This window comes from Halomonas sp. AOP27-A1-41, from assembly GCF_052378605.1.
In the GTDB taxonomy this organism is placed as follows: Bacteria; Pseudomonadota; Gammaproteobacteria; order Pseudomonadales; family Halomonadaceae; genus Vreelandella; species Vreelandella citrativorans.
Genome location: NZ_JBQSXT010000016.1, coordinates 12,314 through 27,074, shown reverse-complemented (window position 1 = coordinate 27,074; position 14,761 = coordinate 12,314). Strand labels below are relative to the sequence as shown.

9 protein-coding genes are annotated in these 14,761 nt (G+C 57.5%); 4 read left to right on the top strand and 5 right to left on the bottom strand.

Annotated features, from left to right (window positions below; all coding sequences use genetic code 11):
• Positions 1-3 precede the first annotated feature (3 nt).
• Together argS and ACT3TC_RS11530 are read right to left on the bottom strand one after the other, a co-directional pair.
• Positions 4-1,689 carry an arginine--tRNA ligase gene (gene argS / locus ACT3TC_RS11535; RefSeq protein WP_444640172.1) on the bottom strand — a complete coding sequence of 562 codons (1,686 nt, stop codon included), beginning with the start codon at positions 1,687-1,689 and terminating at the stop codon, positions 4-6.
• Positions 1,690-1,857: 168 nt separating this feature from the next.
• Positions 1,858-4,077 carry a primosomal protein N' gene (locus ACT3TC_RS11530; RefSeq protein ID WP_444640171.1) on the bottom strand — a complete coding sequence of 740 codons (2,220 nt, stop codon included), beginning with the start codon at positions 4,075-4,077 and terminating at the stop codon, positions 1,858-1,860.
• A gap of 148 nt (positions 4,078-4,225) precedes the next feature.
• Between ACT3TC_RS11530 and rpmE the strand changes: the two genes are divergently transcribed.
• Positions 4,226-4,441 carry a 50S ribosomal protein L31 gene (gene rpmE / locus ACT3TC_RS11525; RefSeq protein WP_087105934.1) on the top strand — a complete coding sequence of 72 codons (216 nt, stop codon included), beginning with the start codon at positions 4,226-4,228 and terminating at the stop codon, positions 4,439-4,441.
• A gap of 356 nt (positions 4,442-4,797) precedes the next feature.
• Entirely contained in the window at positions 4,798-6,069 is a 1,272-nt protein-coding gene (locus ACT3TC_RS11520; protein WP_444640170.1) for a malic enzyme-like NAD(P)-binding protein, read from the top strand.
• A gap of 106 nt (positions 6,070-6,175) precedes the next feature.
• Here ACT3TC_RS11520 and ACT3TC_RS11515 read toward each other — a convergent pair whose 3' ends face one another.
• Positions 6,176-7,003, bottom strand: coding sequence for an acyl-CoA thioesterase (locus ACT3TC_RS11515; RefSeq protein WP_444640169.1), 828 nt, complete (start codon positions 7,001-7,003; stop codon positions 6,176-6,178).
• 107 nt (positions 7,004-7,110) lie between these two features.
• Here ACT3TC_RS11515 and tadA point away from each other — a divergent pair, with 107 nt between their 5' ends.
• Entirely contained in the window at positions 7,111-7,563 is a 453-nt protein-coding gene (gene tadA / locus ACT3TC_RS11510; RefSeq protein WP_217883834.1) for a tRNA adenosine(34) deaminase TadA, read from the top strand.
• A gap of 139 nt (positions 7,564-7,702) precedes the next feature.
• On the opposite strand, the gene fni is transcribed toward tadA, so the two are convergent.
• Positions 7,703-8,746, bottom strand: coding sequence for a type 2 isopentenyl-diphosphate Delta-isomerase (gene fni / locus ACT3TC_RS11505; protein WP_444640168.1), 1,044 nt, complete (start codon positions 8,744-8,746; stop codon positions 7,703-7,705).
• A gap of 357 nt (positions 8,747-9,103) precedes the next feature.
• Positions 9,104-10,570 carry a membrane-bound lytic murein transglycosylase MltF gene (mltF, locus tag ACT3TC_RS11500; RefSeq protein WP_444640167.1) on the bottom strand — a complete coding sequence of 489 codons (1,467 nt, stop codon included), beginning with the start codon at positions 10,568-10,570 and terminating at the stop codon, positions 9,104-9,106.
• Positions 10,571-10,752: 182 nt separating this feature from the next.
• Between mltF and purL the strand changes: the two genes are divergently transcribed.
• Positions 10,753-14,688 (top strand): phosphoribosylformylglycinamidine synthase, encoded by a 3,936-nt coding sequence (gene purL, locus ACT3TC_RS11495; RefSeq protein ID WP_444640166.1) that lies wholly within the window; start codon positions 10,753-10,755, stop codon positions 14,686-14,688.
• The last annotated feature ends 73 nt before the right edge of the window (positions 14,689-14,761 follow it).

Genomic DNA, 14,761 nt, shown 5'->3' with positions numbered 1-14,761 from the left:
GGCTTACATCTCCTCGGGGGCACTAACGCCCATCAAGTCCAGGCCATTACGCAGTACCTGACGGGTTGCCAGACCCAGCGAGAGACGCACGTTACGAAGCGTATCGTCTTCGACCATGACTTTGACCGCGTTGTAGCAGGTATGGAAATCCCCCGCCAGGTCCAGCAGGTACTGCGCTACTTGCTGCGGTTCGCGGTTTTTCGCCGCGTTTTGAACCACTTCTGGGTAGCGCGCCAGGCGGTTAAGCACGGCTTTTTCCTGATCGCTTCCCAGCAGCGCGAGGTTGGCAAGCGCCAAGGCATGATCAAAAGGCTGGCCCGCTGCCTCTGTTTTACGCAGCATGCTGCTTACGCGCGCGTGGGCGTACTGAATGTAGTACACCGGATTGTCGTTGGACTGTGAGCGCGCAAGGTCAATATCGAAGGTTAACTGGGAGTCGGCGCGGCGTGCCGCGAGGAAGAAGCGCGTGGCATCACGGCCCACTTCATCAATCAGGTCGCGCACCGTAACGTAGCTGCCTGCCCGCTTGGAGAGTTTTACTTCAACGCCAGAGCGCGTGACCATCACCATCTGGTGCAGTACGTAGTCGGGCCAGCCTTTGGGAATGCCCACTTCCAGCGCTTGAAGGCCCGCACGCACACGGGTAACGGTCGAGTGGTGGTCGGCCCCCTGCTCGTTAATCACGGTGGTAAAGCCGCGCTGCCATTTATCCAGGTGGTAAGCAACGTCGGGCAGGAAGTAGGTATAGCCGCCTTCACGCTTGCGCATGACGCGGTCTTTGTCATCGCCAAAGTCAGTGGTACGCAGCCACATAGCGCCATCTTCTTCATAGGTGTGGCCGTTGGCGACGAGTTTTTCAACCGCTTCGTTGACCTTGCCGTCCTGATAAAGCGATGACTCCAGGAAGTACACGTCAAATTCAACGCCGAAAGCCTTTAGGTCCAGATCCTGTTCGCGACGCAGCCAGGCAACGGCAAACTCTTGAATGGCCTCCAGGTCATCAGCGTCTGCCTTGGCGGTTACTTCACGGTCATCGGCAGTGACCGTTTTACCCGCCAGGTAGTCGTTAGCGACATCGGTAATGTATTCGCCGCGATAGCCGTCTTCCGGCCAGCTTTCATCATCAGGGCCCAGATTTTTGGCGCGCGCCTGTACCGAACGGGCCAGGTTGGTAATTTGCGCGCCGGCATCGTTGTAGTAAAACTCACGCGTGACGTCGTAACCGGTTGCTTCCAGCAGGCGGCACAGGCAGTCGCCAATCGCGGCGCCGCGGCCGTGGCCTACGTGTAACGGGCCTGTTGGGTTGGCCGATACAAATTCGACCTGCACTTTTTCCGCCTTACCCACCATGCTGCGGCCAAAGGCGTCGCCGCTATCCAGCACTTGCGCCACAATTTGGGCGGCGGCATCTGCGGCGGCAAAAAAGTTGATAAACCCGGGCCCAGCAATTTCGGTTTTTTGAAGTGCATCGCTTTCTGGCAGCGCGGCAATCAGCGCCTCGGCCAGCTCACGAGGGTTTTTACCAGCAGGCTTGGCCAGCATGAGTGCCAGGTTCGTGGCGTAATCGCCGTGCGCCTTGTCTTTGGTAGGGTCAACTTTGATGTTGGGCTGAAGGTCATCAGGCAGCACGCCTTGGTGCTTAAGCGCATCAATGGCGCCGTTGAGCAGGGAAACAATCGTGTCTTTCATTTAGGTATCCGGGTAACGTCGGTGGCGGCGTGTGCAAGTGCGCACTTACGAAGTGCATCAGCAAAGCGGCCATTATCAGCATTTGGCGCGCAGTTTCAAAGGTGTTGATGCGATCCTTGCATAAGTGCCCTTGGCAATCCTGGCTATTTTCAACGGCGGCGCCGCAGGCTAGGCAAGCGTTTGAGGGTCGATATCAATCGACCAGCGCACCTTGCGCGCCTCGCGGTTGGCCTCAAGCCATTGCACCAGCCAACTGGCCGCCACGTGTAATTGACTGCGCTTATTGGCGGTCAGCATCAAGTGCATGTGGTAGCGATTTTGGCGTCGCTCCATGGGCGCAGGCACGGGGCCCAGGCAGTAAGTGGTAAGGCCCGACGTTTTCAGCCACTCGCGCAGCGCTTGGCCTGCCTGTTGCGCTAAGGCAAGGGCCGCCGGTTCCTGGGGGCTTTCGATCCGTAGTAGTGCCATAAACGTGAACGGCGGCAGGTGTGCCTGGCGGCGCTCTTCCAGCAAGTTTCTCGCCAATGCTCCGTAGCCCTGTTCGGCCAGCAGCCCTAAGTGAGGGTCATCCGGATGCAGTGTTTGCACCAGTACCCGCCCTTGGTCGGCTGCACGTCCTGCGCGCCCGGCCACCTGTTCCAGCAGCTGCGCGCTATGCTCCAGGGCACGGAAGTCGGCGGCGTAAAGGCCGCCGTCAGCATTCACCACAACCACCAGCGTGACGTGAGGCAGATGGTGCCCCTTGGCAAGCATCTGCGTCCCCACCAGCAGGCAAGGCTCACCCCGCTGAATCTCCTTTAGGATCTGCTCAAAGCTGTCTTTCTTGCGGGTGCTGTCGCGATCAATACGGTGCACGGTGACCTTGGGGAAAAGGCCCTGGAGCGTCTCTTCGGTACGCTCGGTGCCGCTTCCCAGCGCGCGTAAGTCACCGCTGCCGCACTCGGGGCAGGCATCCGGCAGGGCGCGACGGCTATCGCAGTGGTGGCAGGCAAGTAGCGGCGGCTGGCGGTGCAGCGTCATGCGTGAATCGCACTGGCCGCATTCCGCCATCCAGCCGCAGGCGTGGCAGGCAAGCGACGGCGCAAAGCCGCGCCGGTTGATGAAAATCAGCACCTGCTTGCCCGCACTCAAGGTGCTTTTGATCGCTTTGATAGCACCCGGTAGCAGGCCCCCCTGGCGGCGCTGGTGGCGTAAATCAAGAAGCTCCAGCTTGGCAGGCTGATGGCGGCTGGGCCGCTGAGTAAGGCGCAGGTGGCGATAACTACCGGAAAGCGCCTGCTGTAGGCTCTCAAGCGAAGGCGTGGCGCTGCCCAGCAGTAGTGGAATGCCGTGGTAATGAGCGCGTGCAACGGCCAGGTCGCGGGCGTGGTAACGCAGCCCATCGTGCTGCTTGTAAGAGCCGTCGTGCTCTTCATCGACAATGATCGCGCCTGGGTTGGCAAGCGGGGTAAAGATCGCCGAGCGTGTTCCGATGATAATTAGCGCCCGCCCGTTTGCCGCGGCTTCCCAAACGTCCAGTCGTTCGGGGTCGGTTAGGCCGGAGTGGAGTGCCACCACGGGCACTCGAAAACGGTTTCTAAAGCGCGCCAGGGTTTGCGGCGTCAGGCCGATTTCCGGCACCAGTACCAGCGACTGCTTGCCTTTGGCGGCAATCGCTTCAATAAGCTGCAGATACACTTCTGTCTTGCCGCTGCCAGTAACGCCTTCCAGCAGGCAAGGGTGGTAGCTTTCAAGCTTTTCGTGTAGCACCGCAAGGGCGGTGGCCTGCTCACGATTGAGCGGCAGTGCCGGTGTGGCAAGTAAGCTGCCACTCGGCGTCTCGGGGGCGGTCAGGGTGATTTCCTGGTGGGTGACCAGCCCCTTCTTGCCCAGTGCTAGCAACTGGTCGCGGCTAAAGCCGTGGGCGCTGACGGCCCGCGAAGGCAGGCCGTGCGGATGCTGGCATAAAAGCGCATACAGCTCGGCTTGTTTGGGTGCTCGGCTTAAATCCGGCTGGGTATGCGTTACGGCAAACCACAGCGTTTGCGTGCGCCCAGCCATTGGATGGCCCTGGCGCAGCCGTGCAGGCAGCGCATGATGGAGCGTATCACCCAGGCTGTGTTGGTAGTAGCGTGCGGCAAACCGGCATAGCCACAGCCAGTCATTGGGAAGTGGTGCATCATCCAGCGCTTCGCTGACAGCACGTAACTGGCTGCGTGGTAATTCACTGGTGGCAGCCAGTTCAACTACCACGCCCACCACTTCGCGCCGCCCAAAGGGTACGCGTACACGAAGCCCAGTTTGCCAGCCGCAAGGGGGAGTGCGGCTGGCGGGCAGGTAATCAAACAGGCGTCGGAGTGGGGACGGCAAGGCGACTTTTAGCACCTGCAAAGAAACAGTGTCAGGCAATTGGCCTCCGGCGATAAGTTTTGCTAAAATATGCGGCCGCTCTGAATCTAAACGATCAGGCGGTTAACCGGTTAGTAGTTTTTCCAAACCCGTATGCGGTGCCTGGCAACGGATCAGGTGGCGGCATACCGCTTGAGAGATCATCACGATGAGACAAGGTATTCACCCGAATTACAATACGGTCACCGCTAACTGCTCTTGCGGTGCTAGCTTCCAGGTAGGCTCTACTTCTGGCCAGGATTTCTCGCTAGACGTATGCTCCAACTGCCACCCGTTCTACACAGGTAAGCAGAAGCAAGCGACCACCGGTGGCCGTGTAGAGCGCTTCAACAAGCGTTTCGGCGCTGCTGTTAAGCGCGGCTAATCCTGACGGATCAGCCACACTGCAAGTGCGGGTAAAATACCAGGTACTTGTAAGAAAAACCCACGCTACGGCGTGGGTTTTTTTATGGGCGAATTTCTATAAACGCCTGTTTGGATGAACAAATGGCGAGATGGAAGGGTTTTTCATAAATGCTGCGATACAGCAATAAGCAATGCGTTATAGCTAAAATGCTTCTGCATAAGATTCAGCAAATGGTTGGGAAAAGTAATTAACGTGAAGGAAAAATCGCTAAAAAAAGCGTTTTCTTTTTGAGTTGACGGCGCGCTTGAGGCGTCTTGGGTTTTTCTATATTCTGGAAGCACTTATATCTATTTTAGGCTAATTGGACCCTCATTATGACGGATGCAAATAAGCAGGCAGCACTGGACTATCATGCGAAACCGATTCCTGGCAAGCTATCGGTGGAGTTAACCAAGCCCACCGCAACAGCCCGGGACTTGGCACTGGCATATAGCCCAGGCGTTGCTGAGCCGGTTCGCGAAATTGCCCGCGATCCTGAAAATGCTTACCGTTATACGGGCAAGGGTAATTTGGTCGCCGTTATTACCGATGGCAGCGCCATTTTAGGCTTGGGGAATCTTGGCCCGCTGGCCAGCAAGCCGGTGATGGAAGGCAAGGGCGTATTGTTCAAGTGCTTTGCCGGGATCAACTCGGTAGATGTTGAAGTAGACGCAGAAAGCCCGCAGGCGTTTATCGACACCGTTGCCCGCATTGCCGATACCTGGGGCGGCATTAACCTTGAAGATATCAAAGCGCCCGAGTGCTTTGAGATTGAAAAAGCACTGGTTGAGCGCTGCACTATCCCCGTCTTCCACGATGACCAGCACGGCACGGCTATTGTAACGGCCGCGGGTATGCTGAACGCCTTGGAAATTGCTGGTAAAACGATAGATAGCGTGAAGATCGTTTGCATGGGGGCCGGTGCGGCAGCTATTGCCTGCATGCGCCTGCTGGTTTCGTGTGGCGCCAAAAAAGAGAACCTGGTGATGCTGGATCGCCGTGGCGTTATCCATACCGGCCGTGAGGGTATCAATGAGTACAAGGCAGAGTTTGCGCTGGATACTGACATGCGCACTCTGGATGATGCTATCGACGGCGCTGATGTGTTTATTGGACTTTCTGGCCCGGGCTTGCTGTCGGCTGAGCAGGTTAAAAAAATGGCCGCTGACCCGGTGATTTTCGCCTGCACCAACCCGGACCCGGAAATTCATCCTGACGTTGCCCGTGAAGCGCGCCCGGATGTGATTATGGCGACCGGCCGTTCAGACTTCCCAAACCAGGTAAACAACGTGTTGGGCTTCCCGTTTATTTTCCGTGGGGCGTTGGATGTGCGCGCTACACGGATTAACGAAGCCATGAAGCTTGCCGCTGTGCATGCGCTTAAGGATCTGGCCCGCGAGCCGGTTCCCGAGGAAGTGTTGAATGCCTATGAGCGTACGGAAATGAGCTTTGGTCGTGAGTACATTATCCCCACGCCGGTCGATATTCGCTTGCTGGAGCGCGTTTCTTCTGCGGTGGCTCAGGCGGCAGTAGATTCAGGCGTAGCGCGCAAACCGTACCCGGCTCACTACCCGCTCAAAACGATCGATGAGGCTTATGGCCAGTGATGTTTCGGATGTTTGACACGCCGGTTTGATGGCTTCTTTCAACGCCCGCACTTGCTGCGGGCGTTGTGCTTTTAAGGAGCGACGTCTAAAGGCTTTTGTACGAAGCTTAGCGAATCGGCGCGTCATGCACGCGTGTCAGCCCTTCCTGGGCGGTAGAGGCAATCAAGCGGCCATTACGGCGATAGATATGACCGCGTGCCAGGCCTCGCGAGTTGCCTGCCCAGGGGGAGTCAATGACATATAAAAGCCACTCATCCAGCCGTGCGTCTTCATGAAGCCATAGCGCGTGGTCAAGGCTTGCGATACGCAGCTTCGGGTCAGTGAACTGAATGCCATGGGGCAGTAAGCTGGTGGTCAGCAGATTGAAATCAGAGGCGTAGGAGAGCAAGTGCCGGTGCAGGGCGGGGGCATCGGGCAGCGTGCCTGCAAAGCGGAACCATAAACACTGCCCGGCCGGGTCGCCGCCATCTGGATTGCCTTTAATATGCAAAAACTCGATAGGGTGACCCGGAAAGCGTGAGTGCTTGGCGGCGCCGCTCTCAATCAAGGCTTCCGGCGACTCGACATGGGGCATGGCGCGCTGGTGATGAAAACCTTCTTCAGGGCTGTGAAACGAGGCGCTACAGAAGAAGATCGGTCGGCCTTTTTGAATCGCCGTAACGCGGCGCGTGGTAAAGCTCCCGCCATCGCGTACGTTATCCACCTGATAGACCACTGGGCGGTGCGGGTCGCCAGGGCGAAGAAAGTAACCGTGTTGAGAGTGTGGGTGACGCTCAGCGGGTACTGTACGTGAGGCCGCCGCGAGCGCTTGACCAAGCACCTGTCCGCCATAAAGCTGAGGAAAGCCCAGGTCCTGGCTTTGCCCTCGAAAGAGCGTCTCTTCGAGGACTTCAAGCTCAAGCAGGTTTACTAACGTATTCAGCGCGTCGGTCATTCCAGGTATCCTTGGTGCTATCTATTGTTGCCCATAGTGGCGGACATCACATACGGCGAGGCCGCCGTTGCTACCATCATTTTGCTACCTTAGCGGAGTTTGCCTTGATACGCAGCGATGAATTTTACATGCACCGTGCCCTTGAACAGGCACATTTGGCGGCTGAGGCGGGTGAAGTGCCGGTAGGGGCCGTCGTGGTGAATAGCGAAGGAGAGATTCTTGCCGCTGCCCACAATGCGCCGGTGCTGAGCTGTGACCCTAGCGGCCATGCGGAAATTCGTGCCCTGCGTGAAGCCGGGCAGCAGAGTGCCAATTACCGGCTGGAAGGGTGTACGCTGTATGTCACACTGGAGCCGTGCATGATGTGCGCGGGCGCCATTGTGCATGCACGCCTAAAGCGTTTGGTTTATGGCGCTGCCGAGCCTCGTACCGGTATGGTGGAGTCCAAGGCTAACCTGCTGGCCCAGCCGTGGTTTAATCACCATGTGGAGGTGACGGCGGGCGTGCTGGCGCCATCGGCCAGCAAATTATTAAAAGCGTTTTTTGCGGCAAGGCGCTAGCGTGTTTTATAGCTCTCTGGCGTGTCAAGAAACCGCGGGATAAACGTCACCTGGTGGCCACGCACAATAAGTTGCAGAGCAAAGGCTTGGAGTGCGTTAACGTGGCTATATAACGGTGGTGATATGACCGCGTAGTGGCTCATGCCCCCGCCTCAACCTGCGTAAGCGTCGCGTGCTTTAACGCCACCAGGTCCGCGCTGCCGGTACAAAAACAGGCAACGCGCAGCTGCTCAATGAGCGTTTGAAAGTGCTCGATAACGGCATCGCTTGAGGTGGTGGCACTGTCCAGTACCGCCGCTGCCTGACCTACCAGATGAGCGCCTAAACAGAGTGCTTTAGCTGCATCAATACCGCTGGCCACCCCGCCTGAAGCGATCAGCGGCATACCGGGCAGTGCCTGGCGCAAATCGTGCAGTGCTTGTGAGGTGGGGATTCCCCAGTCGGCGAAGGCCATGGCGATGGCACGCGCATGTGGCGTGCTGGCGCGCTCACCCTCAACGGCTGCCCAACTGGTGCCACCCGCGCCCGCAACGTCCAGCATCGCCACGCCCGCTTCGGCAAGTTGACGACCCACAGAAACAGACAGCCCAGCCCCCACTTCCTTGACCACCACCGGCACGTCCAGTGCGGCAACGGTGCGCTCAATGGCGGTGAGTATGCCACGCCAGTCGCGATCTCCACCGGTTTGCAGCGCTTCCTGTAGCGGGTTGATATGAATAATTAGTGCGTTAGCTTCGATCATATCGACCGCGCGGCGGGCATAATCAAGCCCGCGTTCGCCTTTAATTTGGGCGGCTCCCAGGTTGGCCAGCAGTGGGATATCCGGGGCAATTTGGCGCAGTTCGCCCGTGAGGCCCCAGTTGGCTTCGCCTTCAATGGCTACGCGTTGTGAACCCACGCCCATGGCAAGGCCCAGCGTTTGAGCGGCCTCTGCCAAGTGCCGGTTGATATCCTTGGCCCGACTCGCCCCGCCGGTCATCGAGCTGATGAGGATGGGCGCTTTTAGAGGTTGTCCGAATAGGTAGGTCCCCAGATCAATATCATCCAGGTTTAATTCCGGCAGCGCACAATGCTCAAAGCGCCAGTGTTCAAAGCCTGGACGAAGGGTACTGGCGGCCTGGTTTGGGTGTAGCACGATATCCAGATGGTCGTTCTTACGCTGCGTCAGTTCGGTGTCTTTCATCGTCACTCCCTTCAACCTGAACCTGGCGGAAGCCGTCTGCCAAGTAGGAAACAGTACGTGGTCGGTTAGCTGATGGCTGTGCATGCCTTCCGGCGAAGTAATTAATGGTTTTCGATGTAACCAACTCTTATCTATCTAACCCGTTTCTATTGGTCTAACCAAACATGGCCAACTGCTTATCCAACCAGGTTGGCATAAAGTGCTGAGGTGCAATGCCCTGGTCGCAGACGCAGGATAAACGCTTGTAATCGCCAGTACGTTTTTACCTGCTATTTGAAAAGCGTAATCCAAACGCCAGAAATTTTCTTTAACCACGAAGGGCAACGTGGGATCGAGCGGGAGGGCTCTGTAGCGAGGCTATTGATTCAACGGCGGAATTAACTCAAATGGCAGTAGGAGAGAATCGCTGGTTGCGGTTTGACCTAACTGGAAAAATTGCTGACGGCTGTGCTCAACGTACGCCAGCATCTCGTAGTAGCGCCGGATATTGCGCACATAAATGACCGGCTCACCGCCACGCGCATAGCCGTGGCGCGTTTGGCTATGCCACTCCTGTTGCTGTAACAGGGGAAGCGCCTCGCGAACATCTTGCCAGCGGTTGGGGTCCCCACCGAGCTCTTGGGTAATTTTACGTGCATCGTAAAGGTGGCCAAGGCCAACATTGTAGGCCGCCATGGCCATATAAAGACGATCATCTCCGGTAATGCTTTCAGGCAGGCGGTCTTTCAGGCTGCGCAAATAGCGGGCGCCACCATCAATGCTTTGCGCCGCGTCTCGGCGGTTATCCACACCCATTTCGCTGGCGGTAGGGTGGGTGAGCATCATAACGCCTCGCACGCCGGTGGGGGACACCGCTTCCGCGTCCCAGTGGGATTCCTGATAACCCACTGCCGCCAGCAGTTTCCAGTCAAATCCTGTGTCACGTGCCGCCTGCTTAAACAGGTCAGTAAACTGGGGTAGGCGCGCATCCAGATGCGTCAAAAAGGTGCGCGTACCCACGTACTCCAAATAGTCGTCATGGCCAAAGTAGCGGTTAACCAGGTGGTCGAGCGTGCCATTTTCTTGAAGGGTTTGCAGGAAGTCATTGGCGGCTTCAAGCAGCCCTAAACCGCGGCCGCGAGGAAGCGCCCATACCATGGAAAGCGGGTCGCCCATTAAAAAGCCGCGCTCTACATTGGGGAAAAAGAGTCGGTTAAGCCGGAACTGATGATCAAAAATAACCGCTGCGTCGAGTACGCCGCTCTCGACCTGGACAAGCAGTTCATCGACATCCAATGCGTGAGACTCTTTCCAGCTTAAGCCCGCGTAGTCGCGCTGCAACTCGCGCAGCGCTTCGCTGGTACCTGCCTGGCTGAGCGTGCCAATCTCAAGGCCTACCAGGTCGCTGGGTGCCTTTATGCCGTGTAAACCGCGCCGGTACACCAGCAGTGGTTGCATTTGAATGATGGGGCGGGTGTAGTGCACATCGGAGACGTCAGGGAGTAGCGGCAGGGCGGCAGCGCCAAAATCGCCTTGTTCACGCACGGCCGACAATACGCTTTCAGGGTGATGTTTGGCGTTGAGGTTGAGGCTTACTCCCAAATACTCGGCAAACTGATGCATCAGCTCGTACTCAAACCCAGTGGGTCCCTGGCGGCCCTCGTAGTAAGTCGTGGGCGTGTTGCGCGTCTGAGCCGTGATAAAATCTTTTGCTTGGATATGCGTTAAATGCTCGCCAGGTGGTACCTTGGGCAAGGTGGGCGCAAGTACCAATAAGATAATGATAATAAAGGTTAAATAAAGGCGAGTGTGCGCTAAAAAATGGGCATGGATCAATGTCGGCATAAGGTCTTGTCGGGATGAAACAAGCAGCCACAATACCCAGCCATCGTCATGCTGTCACCTTGTTGATTTCGTGTGGCCGCCGCTTTCCAGTATCATAGGGCCCAATGAGTGTCATTTAAGGGGCCGCTTGGCGGCCTGCTATTTCCCTGCACGAATTCTCCCTGCTCTAGAGGCTTCAGGATATGCTCGAATTGCGAGGCGCGCCCGCCCTTTCTACCTTCCGTCATACACGGTTGCTAACGGTGCTGCGTGAACGTGTTCCCGAGGTGGAGGCGCTGTCTGCCCACTATGTTCATTTGATTGACCACCGTGAAGAACTCAGTGATGCCTCTCACGAGCGTTTGGCGCAACTGTTGGATTACGGCACCCCCACCCATGCCGAGATACCTGCCGACGCTCAACGTTTTCTGGTCGTACCGCGGTTAGGCACCCAGTCGCCCTGGTCATCCAAAGCGACGGATATTGCACATAACTGTGGGCTGTCGGGCATTCGCCGGATAGAGCGTGGTGTTGATTATCGGGTAGGGTTTAGCCGTGCGCCCAGCGAAGAGAGCCTGGCTGCGCTGATGGCGCTGTTGCACGACCGAATGACCGAAACCGTGCTTAATGATGCGGCTGAAGCGGCGGCGCTATTTGCTCACCACGACCCGGCACCGCTGGGTAGCGTGGACATTTTAAACAGCGGGCGCGAGGCGCTGGTAACCGCTAACCGTGAATTGGGCCTGGCGCTTGCCGATGACGAAGTCGACTATCTGGTCGATGCCTTTAACGAGCTTCAGCGCAACCCCACCGACATTGAGCTGATGATGTTCGCCCAGGCGAACTCTGAGCACTGCCGGCATAAAATCTTCAACGCGGACTGGATCATTGACGGCGAGCCGCAGACCCATTCGCTGTTCAAGATGATCAAGAACACCTTTGCAACCTCCCCTGAAAATGTCTTGTCGGCCTATAGCGATAACGCTGCGGTTATCAAAGGCAGCCAGGCGGGGCGTTTTTATCCCACGCCGCTGACCGGTGCTGAGGGAGAGCGTGCGCTGTACGGAACGCATCAGGAGCCGATTCATATTCTGATGAAGGTGGAAACCCATAACCATCCGACAGCGATTGCGCCGTTCCCTGGTGCGGCGACAGGCTCGGGTGGTGAGATTCGCGATGAAGGCGCCACCGGTATCGGCGGCAAGCCGAAAGCGGGCCTTTCCGGTTTTACCGTTTCCAACCTGCGTATCCCCGAGTTTGTACAGCCTTGGGAAGCGTTTGATTATGGCAAGCCCGAGCGCATGCAGTCCGCCCTTGCCATCATGCTGGAAGGCCCGATTGGTGGCGCGGCGTTTAATAACGAGTTTGGCCGCCCGAACCTTACCGGTTACTTCCGTACCTATGAGCAGGACACCCTCAACGAGGGCGGTATTGAGCGTCGCGGTTTCCACAAGCCGATCATGCTGGCGGGTGGTTACGGTAATATTCGCGCACAGCATGTTCAAAAGGGCGATATTCCTGTCGGCGGTAAGCTGATTGTGATGGGGGGCCCGGCGATGTTGATCGGCCTGGGCGGCGGCGCGGCCTCGAGCATGTCTTCTGGCACCTCAAGTGCCGACCTCGACTTTGCTTCGGTACAGCGTGAAAACCCGGAAATCGAGCGACGCGCTCAGGAAGTGATTGACCGCTGCTGGGCAATGGGAGACAAAAACCCGATCTGCTTTATCCACGATGTGGGGGCGGGCGGTCTTTCCAACGCGCTGCCGGAGCTTGTTAAAGACGGCAACCGGGGAGGGCTGTTCGATTTACGGGCGGTGCCTAATGCTGAGCCGGGTATGAGCCCGCTTGAAATCTGGTGTAACGAGGCGCAGGAACGTTACGTGCTGGCCGTTGCGGCTGAAGACCTGGCAACGTTTGACGCGCTGTGTAAGCGCGAGCGTTGCCCCTATGCGGTGGTGGGTGAAGCGCAGGCTGACCACCACCTTGAAGTGCGCGATGGCCACTTCAACAGCAAGCCGATTGACCTGCCCATGAGCGTGCTGTTCGGTAAAGCGCCGAAAATGCAGCGCAGCTTTGAGCGCCATGCACCAGAGCTTTCCGGTGTAATGCTGGATAATCTCGACCTGCGTGAGGCGCTTGATCGCGTTCTACGCCTGCCCGCCGTGGCCTCCAAAAGCTTCTTGATTACCATTGGCGACCGCTCTATTACAGGCCAGGTGGCGCGTGACCAGATGGTCGGCCCTTGGCAGGTGCCGGTTGCGGATGTAGCTGTCACAACGGCCAGCTATGACACTCATGCCGGTGAAGCGATGGCGATGGGGGAGCGTCCGCCGGTTGCCTTGATTGACCCCGCCGCCAGCGCACGCCTGGCGGTCGCCGAGGCGATTACGAATCTCGCGGCAGCGCCCATTGCCAAGCTAAGCGATATCAAGCTTTCGGCTAACTGGATGAGCGCCGCTGATCACCCTGGCGAAAATCAGGCGCTTTATGATGCGGTTCACGCGGTGGGGATGGAGCTTTGCCCGGCGTTAGGGATTGCGGTGCCGGTCGGCAAAGACTCCATGTCGATGCGTACGTCTTGGCAGGATGTGAGTGACCAAGGGGATAGCGAAGAGAAAAGCGTTACATCACCGCTGTCGGTAGTGATTACCGGCTTCGCGCCTGTGACTGATGCGATGGCGACCCTGACGCCACAGATCAACCTGGATCAAGATGAGTCGGATCTTATTCTGATCGACCTGGGGAGCGGTCAAAATCGCTTGGGCGGCTCTGCGCTGGCGCAGGTATATGGTCAGGTAGGCGATACCTGCCCGGATGTCGACGACCCAGAAGATATCAAAGCCTTCTTTGAGGTGATTCAGGGGCTTAATCGTGACGGTAAGCTGTTGGCGTACCATGACCGTAGCGATGGCGGCTTGTTGGTCACGCTGTTGGAAATGGCCTTTGTGGCGCACGCCGGCCTTGAGATCAAACTCGACTGGATGATTGACGAGCCCGTTGAGGCGCTTAATGCGCTGTTCTCGGAAGAGTTGGGGGCGGTGATTCAGGTCAGCCGTGAGCACACCGAAGAGGTGTTGGCGCAATTTGCAGTCGCGGGTATTGAAACCTGTGGCGTCATCGCCCGGCCGCGTTACGACGACCAAGTGCGGGTAACCCTGTTTGAAGAGCCGCTGCTGGAAACCACGCGCCAACTGACACAGCGTACCTGGTCTGAAACCAGCTATCGCCTGCAGGCACTGCGCGATAATCCCGAGTGCGCTAAAAACGAGTTCGACAACCTGCTCGATACGCGTGATCCTGGCCTCTCGGCGACGCCCACGTTTGATATTAATGAGGATGTCAGCGCGCCGTTTATCAATATGGCCAAGCCCGCTGTTGCGGTACTGCGTGAGCAGGGCGTTAATGGCCAGGTCGAGATGGGCTGGGCATTTGATAAAGCCGGCTTTGAAGCCATTGATGTTCACATGAGTGACATTCTGGAAGGCCGTGTTGCGCTTGATGAGTTCAAAGGGCTCGTTGCCTGTGGCGGTTTCTCTTACGGCGATGTGTTAGGCGCGGGTGGTGGTTGGGCGAAATCCGTGCTGTTTAACGAGCGGGCACGCGACCAGTTTGCCGCCTTCTTTACCCGCGAAGACAGCTTCTCGCTGGGCGTATGTAACGGATGTCAGATGCTTTCGCAGTTGAAGTCATTGATTCCAGGGGCTGAAAATTGGCCAGGCTTTGTGCGTAACGAGTCCGAGCAGTTTGAGGCGCGGGTAGCCATGCTGCGCGTTGAAAAAACGCCCTCGGTTCTACTGGCTGGCATGGAAGGTTCCCTGCTGCCTATTGCGGTGGCCCATGGGGAAGGCCGTGCTGAGTTCCGCGATGCCGCGCACCTGCGTAGCATGCAATCCAGCAATCAGATTGCGCTTCGCTACATTGATAACTATGGGCAGGTGACCACGCGCTATCCGGCTAACCCTAACGGTTCGCCGTCAGGTATCACCGGGTTAACCACCTCGGATGGCCGCGTCACGATCATGATGCCTCACCCGGAGCGCGTTACCCGCGCGGTCACCAACTCCTGGCGTCCGGCAGAGTGGACTGAAGATGGTGCTTGGCTGCGCATGTTCCGCAACGCGCGTGTTTGGGTCGGTTAATACCACACACCGTTAAGCCATACGTAACACATAACGGCGGCCCTTGGGCCGCCGTTATGGCTAACGCTGTTCC

Coding starts and splice junctions, on each gene's coding strand:
- ACT3TC_RS11520 (WP_444640170.1), top strand. CDS start 4,798: ATGACGGATGCAAATAAGCAGGCAGCACTGGACTATCATGCGAAACCG.
- fni (WP_444640168.1), bottom strand. CDS start 8,746: ATGAAAGACACCGAACTGACGCAGCGTAAGAACGACCATCTGGATATC.
- mltF (WP_444640167.1), bottom strand. CDS start 10,570: ATGCCGACATTGATCCATGCCCATTTTTTAGCGCACACTCGCCTTTAT.
- argS (WP_444640172.1), bottom strand. CDS start 1,689: ATGAAAGACACGATTGTTTCCCTGCTCAACGGCGCCATTGATGCGCTT.
- purL (WP_444640166.1), top strand. CDS start 10,753: ATGCTCGAATTGCGAGGCGCGCCCGCCCTTTCTACCTTCCGTCATACA.
- ACT3TC_RS11515 (WP_444640169.1), bottom strand. CDS start 7,003: ATGACCGACGCGCTGAATACGTTAGTAAACCTGCTTGAGCTTGAAGTC.
- rpmE (WP_087105934.1), top strand. CDS start 4,226: ATGAGACAAGGTATTCACCCGAATTACAATACGGTCACCGCTAACTGC.